This window comes from Methylobacterium indicum (genome assembly GCF_001043895.1).
Taxonomy (GTDB): Bacteria; Pseudomonadota; Alphaproteobacteria; order Rhizobiales; family Beijerinckiaceae; genus Methylobacterium; species Methylobacterium indicum.
The window spans coordinates 1-16,846 of record NZ_JTHF01000178.1 but is presented as its reverse complement, the minus strand read 5'-3'; the positions used below and the strand labels follow the sequence as shown (position 1 = coordinate 16,846).

14 protein-coding genes are annotated in these 16,846 nt (G+C 70.4%); 2 read left to right on the top strand and 12 right to left on the bottom strand.

Going from position 1 to position 16,846, the window contains the following annotated elements; genetic code table 11:
* Positions 1-54 precede the first annotated feature (54 nt).
* On the bottom strand, positions 55-1,656 hold the full coding sequence (locus QR78_RS20655; protein WP_048429452.1) for an ABC transporter substrate-binding protein: 1,602 nt from the start codon (positions 1,654-1,656) through the stop codon (positions 55-57).
* A gap of 227 nt (positions 1,657-1,883) precedes the next feature.
* Here QR78_RS20655 and QR78_RS20650 point away from each other — a divergent pair, with 227 nt between their 5' ends.
* A complete protein-coding gene (locus tag QR78_RS20650) occupies positions 1,884-2,618 on the top strand; it encodes a GntR family transcriptional regulator (protein ID WP_048429451.1) in 735 nt (244 codons plus the stop codon).
* 153 nt (positions 2,619-2,771) lie between these two features.
* On the opposite strand, the gene QR78_RS20645 is transcribed toward QR78_RS20650, so the two are convergent.
* The 8 genes from QR78_RS20645 to QR78_RS20610 form a co-directional block, all read right to left on the bottom strand.
* Complete coding sequence (locus QR78_RS20645; protein ID WP_082172108.1) at positions 2,772-3,725, bottom strand: amino acid ABC transporter substrate-binding protein; 954 nt, start codon at positions 3,723-3,725, stop codon at positions 2,772-2,774.
* A gap of 120 nt (positions 3,726-3,845) precedes the next feature.
* The gene (locus QR78_RS20640) at positions 3,846-5,213 is read right to left on the bottom strand and encodes a GGDEF domain-containing protein (protein ID WP_053221009.1); all 1,368 of its coding nucleotides are present in this window, start codon (positions 5,211-5,213) and stop codon (positions 3,846-3,848) included.
* A gap of 544 nt (positions 5,214-5,757) precedes the next feature.
* Positions 5,758-6,936: an iron-containing alcohol dehydrogenase gene (locus QR78_RS20635; protein WP_048429449.1), complete on the bottom strand. Its 1,179-nt coding sequence runs from the start codon at positions 6,934-6,936 to the stop codon at positions 5,758-5,760.
* A gap of 66 nt (positions 6,937-7,002) precedes the next feature.
* The gene (locus QR78_RS20630) at positions 7,003-8,385 is read right to left on the bottom strand and encodes an MFS transporter (RefSeq protein ID WP_048429457.1); all 1,383 of its coding nucleotides are present in this window, start codon (positions 8,383-8,385) and stop codon (positions 7,003-7,005) included.
* 410 nt (positions 8,386-8,795) lie between these two features.
* The gene (locus tag QR78_RS20625; protein ID WP_048429448.1) at positions 8,796-9,122 is read right to left on the bottom strand and encodes a DUF4387 domain-containing protein; all 327 of its coding nucleotides are present in this window, start codon (positions 9,120-9,122) and stop codon (positions 8,796-8,798) included.
* A gap of 2 nt (positions 9,123-9,124) precedes the next feature.
* Positions 9,125-10,492, bottom strand: coding sequence for an acyclic terpene utilization AtuA family protein (locus QR78_RS20620; RefSeq protein WP_048429447.1), 1,368 nt, complete (start codon positions 10,490-10,492; stop codon positions 9,125-9,127).
* 74 nt (positions 10,493-10,566) lie between these two features.
* Complete coding sequence (locus QR78_RS20615) at positions 10,567-11,118, bottom strand: flavin reductase family protein (protein WP_202972683.1); 552 nt, start codon at positions 11,116-11,118, stop codon at positions 10,567-10,569.
* Positions 11,115-12,461: an LLM class flavin-dependent oxidoreductase gene (locus tag QR78_RS20610; RefSeq protein ID WP_082171715.1), complete on the bottom strand. Its 1,347-nt coding sequence runs from the start codon at positions 12,459-12,461 to the stop codon at positions 11,115-11,117. The genes QR78_RS20615 and QR78_RS20610 overlap by 4 nt, the downstream gene beginning before the upstream one ends.
* A gap of 252 nt (positions 12,462-12,713) precedes the next feature.
* Between QR78_RS20610 and QR78_RS20605 the strand changes: the two genes are divergently transcribed.
* Entirely contained in the window at positions 12,714-13,721 is a 1,008-nt protein-coding gene (locus tag QR78_RS20605; RefSeq protein WP_048429446.1) for a LacI family DNA-binding transcriptional regulator, read from the top strand.
* A gap of 146 nt (positions 13,722-13,867) precedes the next feature.
* Here the strand turns inward: QR78_RS20605 and QR78_RS20600 are convergent, their stop codons facing one another.
* The 3 genes from QR78_RS20600 to QR78_RS20590 all read right to left on the bottom strand — a co-directional run.
* Positions 13,868-15,304 carry an FAD-binding oxidoreductase gene (locus tag QR78_RS20600; RefSeq protein WP_048429445.1) on the bottom strand — a complete coding sequence of 479 codons (1,437 nt, stop codon included), beginning with the start codon at positions 15,302-15,304 and terminating at the stop codon, positions 13,868-13,870.
* Between the two features lie 242 nt (positions 15,305-15,546).
* A complete protein-coding gene (locus tag QR78_RS20595) occupies positions 15,547-16,431 on the bottom strand; it encodes a dihydrodipicolinate synthase family protein (RefSeq protein ID WP_082171711.1) in 885 nt (294 codons plus the stop codon).
* Positions 16,428-16,846, bottom strand: a 419-nt coding sequence (locus QR78_RS20590) for an FCD domain-containing protein (protein WP_141657948.1), incomplete at its 5' end; no start/stop codon positions are given. The genes QR78_RS20595 and QR78_RS20590, both read right to left, overlap by 4 nt.

Sequence of the window (16,846 nt, the reverse complement as noted above, 5' to 3'; positions counted from 1 at the left end):
TCCCCGGACTGTTCAGCGAGAGAGGAAAGCTTCAGCGTTCCGCCTGACTATCCCTCACGACGCCGTCCCCTTGGTCAGATACCGAAAGTCCGGCTCGCGACACGGCTGGAACTGGTAGCCGTTGATCGTCCGCTGCATCGCCACGTCGTGGGTCGGCTGGGCGATCGGCACCATCGGCACCTCGCGCTCGGCGAGCGACACGAAGTCGATCACGCTCCGCTGATAGACCGCCGGATCTTCGGTGAAGCGGGCGGTGTCGATGAGCTTGTCCAGGGCCGGGTTCTGGTACGAGGCGATGTTGAAGATCGAGTTCGCCCCGTGCAGGGTCCAGAACAGGTAATAGTCGGGGTAGTCGAGCCAGCCGGCGAAGCGGTTCAGCACCATCGGGTTGGTCTTCTTCGAGATCTCACCCCGGAAATTCGCGCCCGGGATCTTGCCGATCTCGACGGTGATGCCGATCCCGGCGAGCGCCTCCTTGATCAGCACCGCCATCGGCTCGGCCACCGTGGCGTTGCCGGCATCGAACAGCAGCGTGGTCGTGAGACCGCCGGGGGCTGCCGCCTGCACCAGGGCCTTGGCCTTCGCCGGATCGGTCCGGTAGGGGAAGGGTTGCGGCCAGGCGACCCGCGGCGTCTCCGGCCCGCCCGACATGTCGAGGCCGCGGCCGAACAGCGAGGCTTGAAGAATCTTCTCGTAGGGCAGCACCCAGGCGACCGCCTGGCGCAGGCGCACATCGGTGAACGGCCCGACCGCGGTGTTGAGATAGACCGACCAGACCCCGTTCGGGATCGGCACGCCGACGACCTTGATCTTGCCGGCGTCGATCAGGTCCTTGAAGTCCTTCGGCGGCAGTCCGTACGAGATGTCGGCGTCGCCCTTCTCGATCAGCGCCCGGCGGGTCGAGGGCGAGGCGATGTCGCGGGCGATGACCCGGCGCAGCTGCGGCAGCTTGCCGGACGCCCAGGCATCGTTGCGGGCGTAGATCGTCTCGACGCCGGGCTTCCAGCTCTCGACCCGGTAGGCGCCGGACCCCGCGACGTTGTTCTTGAGCCAGTCCTTGGCCCAGGGGTCGCCGCCGCCATTGGCTTTCGCCAGTTCCGCATCGATCACGAAGGGAATCGTGACCGCGAGGTTCGACATCGTCATCTTGTCCTTGCGGACGAAGTCGATGCGGAACGTCTTTTCGTCGAGGGCGACGAACTGTTCGGGCTTCTCCAGCGAGCCGGCATTCATCTGCGTGGTGGCGAAGCCCCCGATCGACACCGCCCGGTCGAGCGACCACTTCACGTCCCTGGCGGTGACCGGCCGGCCGGAATGGAACTTGGCGTCGCGAAGCTTGAAGGTGCAGCTCATCCCGTCGGAGGCGACCTGCCAGCTCTCGGCCAGTTCGCCCTCCATCTCGCCCATCGTCACGGCGTGGCCGCCGCCGCCCGGGATCGGCACCGGCTTGAAGCGCAGCAACCGGTCGTAGCAGTTCAGCGCCACCCCGTTCACCGGCTGCGAGGCGCCGATGCCCTGCATGTCGAGGGAGTTCGGCCCGTATTCCTGCACCAGGAGCAGGGTCTCGTTGCGGGTCGGGTTCTGAGCTTGCGCGCCCGACCGCGCCACGAACGGCGCGGCAAGACCGGCGGCGAGGGCGGTGCGACGGGTGATCATGCGGCCCGAACCTTGTCTGGCGAGAGGAGGCGAGCGCCCGCGACCGGCGGCGAACCGCGGCGAGGCACGGACCGGACCAGGCCCGGTCCCGAAAATTGCATGCAACGCCGTTAGACTGCATGCATTCGTCGCATCTTGCACGCATGTAGTTTGAGCGTAGACGCCGCAATTTCGGGCAGGCCAGCCGCGTGACGATGCGGCAGGGTCGGGCCGTTCGGGGGGGCGAGATGGACGAGCGGTCGGGCGAGAGGTCGGGACGCACGCAGACCGAGCGGCTGGCGGGCGCGATCGCCGAGGCGATCGTCACCGGGGTGCTCGCACCGGGCAGCCGTCTCGACGAGCAGGCGCTGGCGGATCGGTACGGGGTGTCGCGCACGCCGGTGCGCGAGGCCCTGCGCCAGCTCGGCACCTCGGGCCTCGTCGAGGTGCGGCCGCGGCGCGGCGCGGTGGTGGCGGAGGTCACGGCGGGCAAGCTCGCCGAACTCTTCGTCGCGATGGCGGAGATCGAGGCAACCTGCGCCCGGCTCGCCGCCCAGTCGATGAGCCCGCTCGAGCGCCGCCGCCTCGACGCCCTGCACGAATCCATGGCCGATCTCGCCCGGGCCGGCGACCCGGAGGCCTATGCGCGGGCCAACACCGCCTTTCACGGATCGATCTATGCCGGCGCCCACAACGCGGTGCTGGCCGACTTCGCGCTCTCCTTGCGACGGCGCCTCCAACCCTATCGCGAGGTGCAGTTCCGCGTGACGGGACGCCTCGCGCGGTCGCACATGGAGCACGGCACGGTGGTCGCCGCGATCCTCGACGGCCGCGCGGCCGAGGCCCATGCCGCCATGCTGCGTCACGTCACGCTGGTGGAGAGCTCGGTCGAGGGGCTTCTGGCGCGGGAGCGGGTCGAGGAGATCCCTGCCGCAGGCCCGATCATCGGGAACACGCGCGATGGAACCCGGCGTCGACCGTAAATCTCCCGGGATCCGAGCCTCGCCCTCTCCGGCCGTATGCCCGCCATCCGGACGGCGAGGAGGAGCCATCTCCCCATCAGCCCGACCCGACGCATCGCCACTGATGCGATGCGGGCAGGAACCCGAGATCGGGCGTTCCCGGCGATCCCGGGGTCACCCGCCCAAGCGGGCAAGGCTGGCCTCCAGTTCCGGCGAGAGGGGAAGATTCAGGTTCCAGCCCGTGAAGGGATTCGGGCTCAGGAACCACGCGTTGTAGATCGCCCTCCAGCGACCGTTCGCGGCGGTGGCCTCCAGCGCCGCGTTCACGTCCCGAGCGAACGCCTCATCGCCCAACGGCAGCATGATGCCGTACGCTTCTGCGGCACGAAGCGTGTCGTCGGACATGACGAGTTCATCCGACTTGCCCCAGTTCGCCATCACCCCGGCCAGCAGCACGTCGTCCATCACGTAGGCGGCGGCGCGCTCGGTTTTGACGGCCGCGAAGGCCTCGACATCCTCCCGGCAGAGCAGGATGGCGATGTTGAGCTTACGCTGTCTGTTGGCCGCGTTCAGTTCGCCGGTCTCGCTGGTGCCGGCCAGCGAGGCCACGGTCCGCCCGGCGAGATCGGCAAAGGTCCTGTAGCCGTTGCGCCGCAGCGCCACGAAGCGCGTCGCGGTGAAGAAGATCGGTCTGCTGAAGCCGACCTGCCGCTGGCGTTCCGCCGTGATGGTGGTCGCGGCGCATTCCATGTCCATGCGCCCTTCGCGCATCATCACGAAGCGGGCCGCCATGGGAATCGGCACGAAGTCGATATCGAGCCGATCGACGCCGAGCGTCTGGCGGAGGTTGTCCACCACGTGCCGGCAGAGATCGATCACGTAACCCGCAGGCTTGCCGTCCAGCATGTCCGAGTACGGGGGATACCCGGTCCGATAGCCGATCGTGATCCGCTTGGTGGCCGCGATCTTCTGCAGCGCGGACGGTCGGTCGTCGGCCATCGAGGGTCCGACGCGGCCAACCGCCACCGTCATCGCCATCGCCAGCATCAGCGAGAGCCGCAGCCCGCGCGCGAGCCGCCCTCGCACGCCTCGCATCGCCCCGCGCTCCATGGTCGTCGCCCTCGTCATGTCCCCGCTCGGCCGATCCTCAGCGGACTTGCGTCGACAGGCCAACGCTTCTCCCGCTCAAGTTATTGCTTTGTCGCCGATTTTCGGCGCCGAACCGGTCACCGCTTCGGCGAAATCCGCTCAGGCCGCTTGCGCCGCTCCCTCGCTCTCGGCCGGCATCGTCATGCCCGGCCGGTACCGCGCGAAGCGCCCGCGCCCGGCTTTCTTGGCGACGTAGAGGGCGAGATCGGCCCGCTCGAGGAGAACGCTGCGCTCCACGCCATCTTCCGGTGCGCCGGCGATCCCGATGCTCACGCCGATGCTCACCGGTGCGCCGCCATGGGCCAGGGGACGCGCCAACGACGCCACGATGGCGTGGGCGAGGCGCTCGGCCCGCGGGACGCCGTCATTCCCGTCCGCGCGCTGCAGCAGCGCGAATTCGTCTCCCCCCAGCCGGGCCACCACGTCGTCGGGCGCCAGGAGCGGTGCGATGCGCCGGCCTACCTCGACCAGCACCGCATCGCCCGCCGCATGCCCCAGGGTGTCGTTCACCTCCTTGAAGCGATCGAGGTCCAGCAGCATCAGGTTGTAGGCAGCGAGACCGGCGGTCGTCCGTTCCAGCGCCGCATCCAGCAAGGCGGTGAAGCGGGCCCGATTGGGAAGCCCGGTCAGGCTGTCGTGATGGGCGCGATGCTCCATCACGGCCGCATGCTCGCCGATGCGGCGCAGCCGGCCCCGCTCCACCACCGCGCAGCGCAGCGTCTCGATGGCGACGGCGAGCCGTCCCAGCTCGTCGGTCCGCTCCTGGAACGGGATCCGGACGCCCGTGTCGTTGCCGGCCAGGGCGGTCAGGACGCCGGTCAGGGCCGGGATCGGCCGGAATGCGCGGCGCAGGGCGATCGCGACCACCAGCGCCGACGCGGCCAAGGTCACCAGCATCAGCAGCGTCAGCATCCACAGCGCCTGGTTGCGGGCCGCCAGCAGCACCTCGGCCGAACCGACGCTGGCCACCAGCCCTCCCATCAGCTGCCCGGTCTTGGACAGGATCGGCATGAAGCCGGCGAAATGGGTCTCGGATCCGGCCTCGATCCAGCCGGTGAACAGGCGCCTGGGGGTTTGGTTCTCGCTGCCGGGAAAGGCGAAGCGCAGGCCCGACCCCTGGCCCTGGCTGTCGCTGAGGCTGGTGAGCCGGCCGGCCTCGTCCGCCGTCACCAACCACACGTCCTGCCCCGTCTGCGCCGAGGCGAGGGCGAGCACGTCCGCCGGCATGAAGCCGGTGGTCACGACCGACTGATCGTCTCCCACCGGCCGGCCGGTCTCGATCCAGTCCACGCGCCCGTCGCGATCGACGTGAACCGACACGAAGGTGTAGATGCCGCGCAACGCCGTGCTGGCCACCTGCGCGTAGAGACCCGCATCGTGTTCCCATTGCCGGGACTGCCCCCGGACCATGATGAACAGCGCCGTACCCGCCCCCAGTGCGTAAGCCAGCATGACGGAGGCCAGCACGAAGATCGTGATCCTGCCCAGCAGGGATCGCGTCCAGGCCAGGCCTCGTGCAGCGATGTGACGGCTCAAGAGTGGCAAGGCGAGCATCCTCCGCCGTCAGTGTTGTCCGGCAAGTGCTTACCGCCGCCTAAAAGCGATGGTCCATCCTCCGGGATTGCTAGTTTTTTCTTAAATCGAAAGCGCAGCCGAGGCAGATTCGCGAAAAATGGGATTATTGCAACATTGCCACGCTGATGATCCGGCAGCATCTGCGATCGATCTTGCCTCCTTGCGTCGGGATGCCGCCGTAATCCTGTCCGCCATCACCGCCGAGCCGAAGGAACAGTCGAAGGGTGATATCGAGTGTCGCTCGGTCGCGGCATCGCGGATCGTTCGGGCGATGTCGTGATACCGGGACGCCTCGCCGGATTGGTGCCCGCAGCAGACAGCTGGATCCGGCCGTCCGCCCGAACGGCCTGCCTCGCGCGCCGTCTGCGACCGGGGCAGCCCGTCATCGGGCGCCGGTGCCGGGAGGTGAGCGGCACCGGTCCCGGCACGTCGAATGTCAGTCGACGCTCGTCCAGTTTCGAAGCAGAGCGGCTTCGTAGATCGCCCGGACGTCGCCGTAGGTCGCCTCCCGGGGATTGTTCACCAGGAGGCGCGTCTGCTTCATGGCGTCCTGCGCCAACCGGTCGAGATCGCCGGCCGTGATCCCGACTTCGGCGAGGGAGGCCGGTACCCCGCAATCCCGGCAGAGGCGCTCGAGGGCCGCGAGAAACCGCTCGGCCGCCTCGTCCTCGGCGAGACCGGCGGCCGCGGGATCGAGGAGCGGGGCGAGCTCGGCATAGAGGCTCCGGGCCTCGGGCAGGTTGAAGCGGACGACGCCGGTGAGCACGAGGGCGTTCGACAATCCGTGCGGCACGTGGAAGAGCGCGCCGATGGGGTAGGCGAGGGCATGGACGGCCGCGACCGGCGCGTTCGCGAACGCCATGCCGGCGAGCATCGAGCCGAGCAGCATGTTCGCCCGGGCGTCGAGATCGCGGCCGTCGCGGCACGCCGTCCGGATGCTCCCGGCCAGGAGTGCCAGGGCCTGTCGGGCAAGCTGATCCGACAACGGGTTCTTGCGGTGGCGGCTGGTATAGGCCTCGATGGCATGCACCATCGCGTCGATGCCGGTCGCCGCGGTCACGGCCGGCGGCAGGCCGAGCGTCAGCTCGGGATCGAGGACGGCCCAGTCGGGCAGGAGGCGGGGCGAGACGACCCCCTTCTTCTCGGTCGACGGGGTGGTGACGATCGCGATCGGCGTCACCTCCGATCCGGTCCCGGCGGTCGTCGGCACGAGGACGAGCGGCAGCCGGGCCCGCGTCGCGAGCCCGACCCCGTAGAGGGCCTCCAGGGGCTCGTCGTTCGGGACGAGATACGCCACGAGCTTGGCGGTATCGAGGGCCGAGCCGCCGCCGATCGCGAGCACCAGTTCCACGCCGGCGTCCCGCGCCCGCGCGACCGCCGCCTCGACGACCTGCGACGGCGGATCGGCGGCGACGTCCTCGAAGATGGTGAGCGCGAGGCCGGCCTCGGCGAGGCCGGCCTCCGCGTCGCGCGTGAGCCCGGCACCCCGCACGCCCCGGTCGGTCACGAGCATCACCCGGGACGCGCCGAGGCCGGAGACGATCGACGCGAGCTTGCGGACGGCTCCGGGCTCGAACAGGACGTTCGGGGTCGTCTGGAAGGTGAACGGGGTCATCCTGTGGTCCTCATGTCGATGGCCGCCGGCCGGGCGTCGCGCGAGCGCGGGCCCGGCCGGATGGCCTCAGGCGGGCCTGCGGGCGGCGGCGGCCACCGGACCCTCGTCGGGTTCCGCGCTGACCGCCTCGAGCGCCATGCCCTTCGTCTCGACGCCGAGCACGGCGACGACGACGCCCTGGACGAACAGCCCGGCCGAGATCAGCCCGAGCACGGCGCCGATCCCGCCCCTGGTGTAGAGGAACGCGATCAGGAACGGGATACCGATATTGGCGAGCCGCCCGGTCGTGCTGCACAGGCCGACGCCGCGCAGCCGGATCTCGGTCGGGAAGAGTTCGGGCACGTAGGCGGCGATGCTCAGGGCGCCGAGGATGAACACGCAGGCGACGAGGCAGAAGCCGAGCGCCATCACCAGGATCGGATCCGACGCCTGCGGGTAGGCCAGCCCGATGGCGAGCGCCACGAAGGAGAACAGGACGATCCCGCGCTTGCGCCCGATGCTCTCGGCCATCAGGCAGCCGAGGAAGGCGCCGAGGGGGGCCCCCAGCGTCATCACGGCGGTGAAGCCCAGGGAGCGCGTCACCGTCAGCCCCTGCGCCAGGAAGAAGGTCGGCATCCAGGTGATGAAGCCGTGGGTGATGAGGTTGTTGACGACGTTGATGACGATGCCGGTGATCGTACGGACGAGGAGCTGGCCCCGGAACAGGGTCGCGAGGGAGACCTCCGCGACCGCCGCGGGGGCGGTGCGCTGGACGGGAGCAGGGGGCACGGAATCGGCTCCGTAGGCCTCTTCCTCGATCCGGCGCGTGATCGCCTCGGCCTCGGCGTGGCGGCCCTTCGCCTCGAGCCAGCGGGGCGATTCCGGCATGTTCTTGCGCATCAGCCAGACGATGCCGGCGCCGATCCCCGCGATGGCGAACATCCAGCGCCAGCCGAGATACGGGATGATCAGGAACCCGCCGAAGGTCGCGACGAACAGGGCCGAGTTCGTGAACACCGCGAGCAGGGCCGCGTAGCGGCCGCGGATCGCCGGGGGCATGAATTCCGACAGGGTGCCGTAGCCGACGACGATCTCGGCCCCGAGGCCGAGCCCCATGACGAACCGGAAGGCGGTGAGCCAGACGATGTCGGGGGCGAAGGCCGCGGCCAGCGACGCGATTCCGAAGACCGCGAGGTTGAACTGGTAGGTGAAGCGCCGCCCGTAGCGGTCGCCCAGGACTCCGGCGAGCCAGGCGCCGACGGTCATGCCGGCGAAGGTCGCCGAGATGAACCAGGCGTTGCGGTCGACGTCCGACAGTCCCTCGCGCACCAGGGCGCCGAGGACGCCGGCCGCGAGGTAGATGTCGAAGCCGTCGAAGAACATGCCGGCTCCGACGAGGAACAGCATGCGGGTGTGGAACTTGCCGCGCGGCAACCGGTCGAGCCGGTGACCGATGGATGACCTCGTCATGGGCGTCTCCTCCTCGCCGCAGCGCCGCATCGGCGCAGGGTCGTTGGTGTCGTCCCGCGCCGCTCGGGCGCAGATCTTCGCAGGCGGGGTCTCGCAGGCGGGTCCTCAGGCCGGACCCGCGTCCTCGCACGGGAGGCGGACGGCGAAGCCGCCTCCGTCTTCCGCGATGCGGACCGCGTGGGGCGCCATGAAGCGGCTCCAGGAGACGCCCTCCGTCAGCGCCACCTCGGCGAGGACGCGTCGCCGAGCCCGCGTCGCCGCGGCGGGGTCGGGACCCGTTCGCTTCAGGCGCCGGATGCTCGGCGATTCGGCGAGGCGGCGCCGGATGACGATGCCGACGAGGCGCAGGACGCCGCCAGGCAGGACCGGAACCCCGCCCCGACGCGGGTCCGCCGGGCGGGCCTCCGGCCTCAGGGGGCCGGGCGGTCGATCGGAATCTCGACGTCGAGGAGCGGCGCGTGCTGCTGGGCGCCGTAGACGTCGGTGTCGCCGATGTCGCCGGCCGGCACCAGGCGCGGCAGGGTGGCCTTGAAGGCGGCGGCGGCGTCGTAGGGCGTGAACAGCACGTCCTCCTCGGGTACGCCGTAGAGGCGCGCGAAGAGCGCGGCGTTGAGCACCCCCGTCGCCTTCACCTCCCGGTAGACCGCATGGTCCTCGAACAGGACATCGATCGTGACCAGGAAGGGGCCGGCATTCTTGCTCTTGCAGATCTGGGCGATATCGCGGATGCGCGGCATGGCTATCCTCTCACCGTCTCGTACTCGATCGGGAACATCTCGTAGGGATCGTTCGGCGCGACGACGTGGAAGATGCTGAAGCGGTACATCGGGCCGAGCTCGATGTCGGACGGGCTGAACGGGAAGGCCATGTTGCCCTCCTTGCAGAGGCGCCCGGGGAAATCGGCGTGCAGCATCGAGGTGCGGGCCATCGCCACGACGGCGTTGGCGATGTCCTGGGTCTTGCCCACGATCTCGATCACGAAGCCGAGCTCGTGCGAGGTGATCGCGGTCTGCGGCTCCCAGGCGGCCATCACGCCGTCCTTGCCGTAGGTCCGCACCACCATCGTGTAGTCGGATGGCGGCACGCCGAAGGAGGCGGCCTTGGCGGCGACCTTGTCGCGGTGGGTGGCGAGGTAGCCCTCGATCTGCCCGATCAGCACGGGATCGCGGGTGCCGCAGATCGTGATCGCCCGGTAGCCGACGCGCTCCACGCCCTCGAGCTTCACCGTGTAGGTCGAGGCTGGCGTCCAGGTCATGCCGCCGACCCGGACCGCCCGGTCGCTCACCGCCTCGAAGGTGCAGGCGCTGGTGTCGAGGAGGCCGCCGGGCTCGGTGTGGTGGATCGGGCTCGCATTCTCGTGCAGGGCGAAGTTCGCCACGGCGAGCGGGGTCGAGCGGCGGATCGGGTTCGGCGGCTCGCAGACGATGTGGTCGTCGCGCACGCGCAGGAAGATATTGTCCGGCTCCTTCGGCACGGTCGGCTCCGCGCCGCATTCGAGCATCTTGCCGGCGTACCAGGCCGGGGCCGGCGGGATGCCGGCCCGCATCGCCGGGGCGGCCCATTGCGCGGGATCGCTCGAGCGGCCGGCGAGGATCACCTGCGCGCCCTCGTCCAGCGCACGGGCGAAGGGCTCGGGGCCCATCATGCCGACGATGCGCTCGGCCCGCGCGACGGTCGCCGGGTCGAGGGGCGGCATCTTGCCGAGGGGCCGGACCCGCTCCTCGGCGATGCGGTCGAGCAGCCAGTCCTTGGGCTGCTCGGAATGGATGAGGGCCATCTTGAACGACAGGCCCTCCTCCCGGGCGATCTCGCGCACCAGGGCGGCCGTGTCCTGGAGGTGGGGCTCGCCGCCGGCCCCCCCCGAGGTGCCGATGATGCACGGGATGCGCGCCGCGACCGCCGCGAGCAGCATCAGGCGCAGGTCGCGCTTCACCGACAGGCGCGAGGTGAAGGACTTGCCCGCACCGAGATAGTAGGGACCGGGATCGGTGCTGCCGCCATCGCAACCGATGACGTGCGGCTCCCAGGTCATGCCGATCTTGAGCGATTCCTCGGCGAAGCCGTAGCCGAGGATGCCGCTGGTCGAGAGCATCCGGAATTCGTTCACGAGGCGCTCCTGGACTTATGCGATGCGGGGCCGGGCCGAAATCGTCTTGGCGGATTCAAATCGTCGTGGCCGAATCATCGTGACGCGGCGCGCGCGGCGTCCTCGGCGAAGGTGCCGAAGCGGCCGTCGAGATAGAGGAGGGGAGGCCGCGTCGGGTCGGTCGCCGCCGACAGGACGCGGCCGATGAAGACCGAGTGGGTGCCGTAGCGGTGCTCGGCCTCGAGGATGCAGTCGAAGCTCGCCAGGGCCTCGGCGAGGATCGGCGCGCCGCCCGGCGCCTGGGTGCAGGCCAGCCCCTCGAAGCGGTCCTCGCCCTTGATGCCGTCCCGGCCCGCGAACCGCCCGGCGACGTCGAGATCCGCCTCGGACAGGATGTTGACGGCAAAGCGCCCGGTCCGGCGGATCACCGGATGCGCACTCGCCGAGCCGTTCACGCAGGCGAGCAGCGTCGGCGGCGCGTCGGTGAGCGAGCAGACCGCCGTCGCGGTGAGCCCGGTGCGGTCCCCCGGCTCGCCGCAGGTGATGACCGCGACGGCCCCGGGCACGGTGCGCATGCAGCGGCGGAACTCCGCGGGGTCGACGAGCGGCGTGCCCTCGAACCGGTTCGGCTTGAGCAGTGCATTCACGACGGACGGCCCTCCTTGCGCCAGTCGCCGGCGAGGGGACGCTCGAGCCCGAGATTCTCCCTGAGCGTCGTGCCGGCGTAGTCCTTGTGGTAGAGGCCGCGCCGCTGCAGTTCGGGCACGACGTAGCGGGTGAAGTCCTCGAAGGCGCCCGGCGTGTGGGTGGCGGCGAGCACGAACCCGTCGCAGGCGCCGCCCTCGAACCACTCCTCCATCTGGTCGGCGACGGATTTCGCCGTGCCGCAGAAGATCGGGAACTCGCCGATCGTGCCGCGGCCCGAGAAGTGGACGAAGTCGCGGACCGTCGGGTTCGGCTTGCCGCTGAGCGCCACGACGCGGTCGCGAAAGCCGCTCCAGGACAGCCGCGTCAGGTCCTCGTCGGTGAACTCGGAATCCGGGTCCTTGGAGGCGAAGTCGAAGTTCAGCGCCTCGGAGAGCAGCACCACCGCGTCGACGGGCTTGGCGAGCGCCCGCAGGTACTCGCGCTGCTCCTCCGCGGCGGCCTGGCTGTCGCCGACGACGACGTAGCAGGCCGGGCACACGCTGACGCTGTCGGGATCCCGTCCCGCCGCCGCGACCGCGCCCTTGAGGTCCCGGTACTGCTTCTGACCGGCGGCGAGGTTGGGGTAGACGACGAAGATCAATTCGCCCCAGCGGCCCGCGAAGGAGCGTCCGCGACCGCTCTGCCCGGCCTGGATCAGGACCGGATGCCCCTGCGGCGAGCGCGGCACCGGCAGGGGGCCCTTGGCCGAGAAGTACCGCCCCTCGTGGCGCAGGGCGTGGACCTTGGCCGGATCGGCGAAGCGGCCGCTCTCCTTGTCGACCAGGAGGGCGCCGTCCTCCCAGCTGTCCCAGAGGCCGAGCACGACCTCCATGAACTCGTCGGCGCGGTCGTAGCGCAGGTCGTGCGGCAGGTGCTCGGTGCGGCCGAAATTCGCGGCCTCCGAATTGTTGAGCGAGGTCACGACGTTCCAGGCCGCCCGGCCCTTGCTCATCAGGTCGAGGGTCCCGAACAGGCGCGCGACGTGGAACGGCTCGTAATAGGTCGTGGAATAGGTGACGCCGACGCCGAGCCGGGTCGTGACCGCGGCCATCATCGTGAGGATGCAGGACGGGTCCATCTTGACGACGCGCACCCCGTTGGCGACAGCGTCCCGGTAGTCGTCGGCGTAGATGTCCGGCATGGCCAGCCGGTCGTCGAAGAAGGTGAGGTGGAACTTGCCCTCCTCCATGACCCGGGCCAGGCGCTGGAAGTACTCCGGGGTCGTGAAGTCCGCGGCGCTGCCCGGATGCCGCCAGGAGCCTGGCGCGATCGAGCAGTTCTGCGCTTGCATGAATCCGACCATCTTGATCTGGCGCTTGTCGCTCACCCGGCGCACTCCCTGTTCGTTGCGACGTCGCCGACCCGTTCCGCCGTGGTGGGACAGGTCCGCATTTGCGCAAACGTTTGCTCAACTCCCGACAAGAGCTAACGCCCTATGTCGGGAGCGTCAACGTCGACGATCAGATTTCGCTGGCAATTGCGCGGGTTTTGTTGTTTTGCAGTGCAACTGAATGCGCAAATTTTTGCATAGATCCGATGCGAAACGAGGCCGTCGATGAGCGAGAAGAGACCCACGATCGTCACCGTGGCGGAGGCGGCCGGGGTGGCGGCGTCGACGATCTCGCGCGCGCTCAAGGGGGACAAACGCATCTCGCCGGAGACGCGGGCACGGATCGCCCGGGTGGCGCAGGAGCTCGGCTACACGCCCTACGCCTCGGCGCGGGCCCTGTCCTCGGGCCGGAGCGGCCTCGTCGGGATCGTCATCGGGCCGGCCACCAATCCGTTCTACGCCGAGCTGCTCTACGAGGCGGTGCGCCAGATCGGCGAGCGGGGCTTGCGGCTCCTCGTCATCCATGCCGGGCCGGGGCCCTTGGAGAACAGCATGGCGGACGCCCTGCTGCAGTATCAGGTCGACGGCTGCCTCATCAGCTCCGTCGACCTGCCCTCGCATGTCGGCGCGGTGTGCGCGGCGAACGGCGTGCCGGTGGTGATGGTCAACCGGGTGGCGCAGGCCGATACCTGCGCGGTCGTCTGCGACAACGCCTTCGGCTCGGTCCAATTGGGAGACCTGCTGCTGCGCTCGGGCCGGCGGCGGATCGCGCTGGTGCGGACCTCCGCCGCCTCGTCGACGGCCCGCGAGCGCGACGCCGGCTTCACGAACTTCATGCAATCCGCCGGTCATCCGCCGTCGCTCCGCCTCGACGGCCGCTCGACCTACGAGGGCGGCTTCGAGGCGGGCCGGCACATCGCGGCCTTGCCGGCGCCGGAGCGGCCGGATTCGGTCTACGCCGTCAGCGACATCATGGCCTGGGGCGTGCTCGACGCCCTGCGCCTCGCCGGCGTCGCGGTCGGGCGGGACATCGCGGTCGTGGGATTCGACGGGCTGCCGCAATCGGCGCGGCCGGTCTACGACCTGACCACGGTCGAGCAGCCGGTCGTCGCAATGATCGGCCGCGGCCTCGATCTCCTTCAGGCGCGCATGCGCGACAAGGGCCTGCCCGACGAGACGATCTCCCTGCGCGGCCGGCTCATCGAGCGCGGCTCGAGCGGCTCGAGGGCCTGATGTTCTCGCGCCGTGGCATCGGCGCCGACGCCCGTTCGGGCGTCGCCCAGCGTCCTCGAACTGAACAGTTCGACGAACAGGCAGGCGATTCGCGGACCCGGGACGACGAGGAGGGTACCGAGAGTGTCGAGTGGGTCAAACGGGCTCTATGAGATCTCGGTGGCCAAAACCTCGGTGGCCAAGACCTTGCCCGGGTTGAGCAGTCCGGCGGGGTCCAGCGCCGCCTTGATACGCCGCATCAGGGCGATCTCGGCATCCGAGCGGACGTGGCCGAGCCAGGGCTTCTTGGTCAACCCGATGCCGTGCTCGGCCGAGACCGTGCCGCCGAACTCGCGCACCAGGTCGTAGACCACCTCTTGGATCGCATCCTTGGGCTGGGGGCTCGCGCCCTTCAGCCCGGCGACGATGTGCAGGTTGCCGTCGCCGATATGGCCGTAGAACAAGGCCGTGATGCCGGGCAGGCGCCGGTCCAGCGCCGCCTTGCAGGCGCGCACGTAATCGTCCATCGCCGCCACCGGCAGGCCGATGTCGAACGGCTCGTGCGGCCCGAGCACCTGCGGGAATTCCGAGCAGGCGTCGCGCACGCCCCAGAAGGTCTTCACGTCGGACAGAGAGCGGGACAGGACCGCGTCGGAGAGGAGCCCCGCCTCGGCCTGGCGTTCGAGCCAGGCCTCGAAGCGCGGCGCGTCGAAGGTCTCGTCGGTGCCCTGCGCCTCGATCAGGCAATAGACGGCGTGCCCCGGCGCGAGCGGCACCCGCACCCCCGGCATCGCGTGGATCGTGTCCCAGTAATCCGGCCACATCACCTCGAACGCCGACAGCATCGGGCCGAGGCCCCGCCGGGCCGCCGTGAGGAGGCCGACGACGGACTCGTAGTCCGGCAGGGCGCAGAGCGCCGCGAAGGTGCAGGCCGGTTTGGGAAACAGCCGCAGCACCAGCCGGGTGATGATGCCGAGCGTGCCCTCCGAGCCGATGAACAGGTGCTTGAGGTCGTAGCCGGCGTTGTTCTTGATCATCCGGTTGAGGTTGGTGACGATGCTCCCGTCGGGCAGCACCACCTCGAGGCCGAGGATCATCTCGCGGGTCATGCCGTAGCGGATGACCCGGTTGCCGCCGGCATTGGTGGATGCGTTGCCGCCGATGGCGCAGGAGCCCCGGGCTCCGAGATCGAGCGGGATCAGGAAGCCCGCGGCGTCGGCAGCCTCCTGCACCGCCTGGAGCGGCGTGCCCGCCCGGACCGTCATGGTGGCGGAGGCCGGGTCGATCGCCTCGATTCCGGTCATGCGCTCCAGGGACAGGGCGACCGAGCCGGGCAGCGGGCGGGCGCCCCCGCACAGGCCGGTGAGTCCGCCCTGGGGCACCACCGGTACCCCATGGGCCGCGCAGATCCGCATCGCGGCGGCGACGGCCTCGGTGGTGGTGGGCCGGACCACCGCCAGGGGGGCCTGGGGCCCGAGCGTGCTCCAGTCGGAGGCGTTGCGGGCCGGCCGGTCGGCGCCGGCGAGCACCGTTTTTCCGCCCAGTTCCGCCACGAGGGCGTCGACGACCGCCCCGTCGCGGGACGCCTCCGGCATCGCCGTCATCCTGTTTCCCTCCCTCAAGGCAGCGTGGATCGCCGCTCGTGTGCGTGGTCTTTGCGATGAGTCGGACCGGGCGGCAGAAGCGACCTCCACCGCGTCGTTCCGGGGCCGCGCGAGCGGATCCCGGATTCGCGACGCTCGGGTGATGCTCCGCGATTCCCGATTCCCGGCTCCGCTGCGTGGCCCCGGGATGGACCGGAGAGTATCGGTCCCGCCGGGGATCATCAAACAGGCTCTTGCGGGCCTCACGCCGCCGCGGCGTGCGACAGACCGGCGAGCTCGGCCGCGATACGCTGCCCGATGCCGGCCTCCGCCGCGACCAGCGGGGCGCGCACCCGGCCGAAGGCGGCCTCGCCGGTCATCGCCGCCATCGCGGATTTCAGCACCGGCACGAACGGCCCGCGGATCAGGCCGATCGCTGCCCGCATCGGCTCGGCAGCGGCGGGATCGGTGAACATCGCCCGCACCAGGCCGGGAACGAGGTTGGCCATCCCGCAGATCGTCCCGACACCGCCCTCGGCGAGCGCCCGGCCGATATCCGCCTCGTTGCCGACGCAGACCGCGACCTCCGGGGCCGCCGCCCGGAAGGCCCGGAACTGGGCGAAGTCGCCCGAGCTGTCCTTCACGCCAGCGACGAGCCGGCCGTAGCGCACCCGCAGAGCCGCGACCGCCGCGGGCGGCAGGGCGACGCCGGAGGTCTGCGGGATGTGGTAGAGCGTCGCCCGCAGTCGGTCGTCGCCGACGGCGTCGAGGATCGCCGCGAAGGCATCGACGATCCCGGCCTCGCTCACGTCGCGGTAGAAGTAGGGCGGCAGCACGAGGACGTGGACGAGCCCGAGGCTCAGCGCCGCCTTGGTCAGTGCGATCGCGTCCGGGATCGCCGGATAGCCCGCGCCGAGCCCGATCTTCGCGGCCGGGATTCCCCCGGCGAGCAGGGCCTCGACCGCGGCGAGGCGCTCCGGTGCGGAGAACGAGGTGCCCTCGCCGGTGGTGCCGAACGGCACCACGCCGTCGCAGCCCCGCTCCAGCAGGAACCGGACGTGGCGCAGCATGGCGCCGTGATCGACCGCGCCGGCCTCGGTGAGCGGCGTGGCGAGGGCGACCCACAGGCCGGTGATGGCGTCGTTCATGCGGTCCTCCGAGCGGGCGCCTTGCGCCCCGTGACGTCCAGGGCGGCCGGCGAGTCCGGCCCGCCGGGATCGAGGGGAGCGGAGGCCCGGCTTTCGCCGGCCGCGGCGTGGCGATCCGCCTCGCGCCCGGTCTCGAGCCCGAGTGCCCGGCGGCGCGAGGTCTCGAGGTGCCGGCGCAGGGCCGCGACCGCCGCCTCGGCATCGCGCTCCTCGACCGCCGCGAGGATCGCCGCGTGCTCGGCGAAGGCCGGCGGCAGCACCTCGGGCGAGAGCGCGATGCGGCTCTGCATGATGACCCGGATGCGGATGAGGTTCACCCGGTGGATCTCCGAGACGAGGCCGTTGCCGAGATGCGCGACGATCGCGTCGTGAAACCCCCAATCCGTCGCCTGTGCCTCCCGGATCAGCGCGGAGG

Coding starts and splice junctions, on each gene's coding strand:
- QR78_RS20655 (WP_048429452.1), bottom strand. CDS start 1,656: ATGATCACCCGTCGCACCGCCCTCGCCGCCGGTCTTGCCGCGCCGTTC.
- QR78_RS20650 (WP_048429451.1), top strand. CDS start 1,884: ATGGACGAGCGGTCGGGCGAGAGGTCGGGACGCACGCAGACCGAGCGG.
- QR78_RS20645 (WP_082172108.1), bottom strand. CDS start 3,725: ATGACGAGGGCGACGACCATGGAGCGCGGGGCGATGCGAGGCGTGCGA.
- QR78_RS20635 (WP_048429449.1), bottom strand. CDS start 6,936: ATGACCCCGTTCACCTTCCAGACGACCCCGAACGTCCTGTTCGAGCCC.
- QR78_RS20630 (WP_048429457.1), bottom strand. CDS start 8,385: ATGACGAGGTCATCCATCGGTCACCGGCTCGACCGGTTGCCGCGCGGC.
- QR78_RS20625 (WP_048429448.1), bottom strand. CDS start 9,122: ATGCCGCGCATCCGCGATATCGCCCAGATCTGCAAGAGCAAGAATGCC.
- QR78_RS20610 (WP_082171715.1), bottom strand. CDS start 12,461: ATGGTCGGATTCATGCAAGCGCAGAACTGCTCGATCGCGCCAGGCTCC.
- QR78_RS20605 (WP_048429446.1), top strand. CDS start 12,714: ATGAGCGAGAAGAGACCCACGATCGTCACCGTGGCGGAGGCGGCCGGG.
- QR78_RS20600 (WP_048429445.1), bottom strand. CDS start 15,304: ATGACGGCGATGCCGGAGGCGTCCCGCGACGGGGCGGTCGTCGACGCC.
- QR78_RS20595 (WP_082171711.1), bottom strand. CDS start 16,431: ATGAACGACGCCATCACCGGCCTGTGGGTCGCCCTCGCCACGCCGCTC.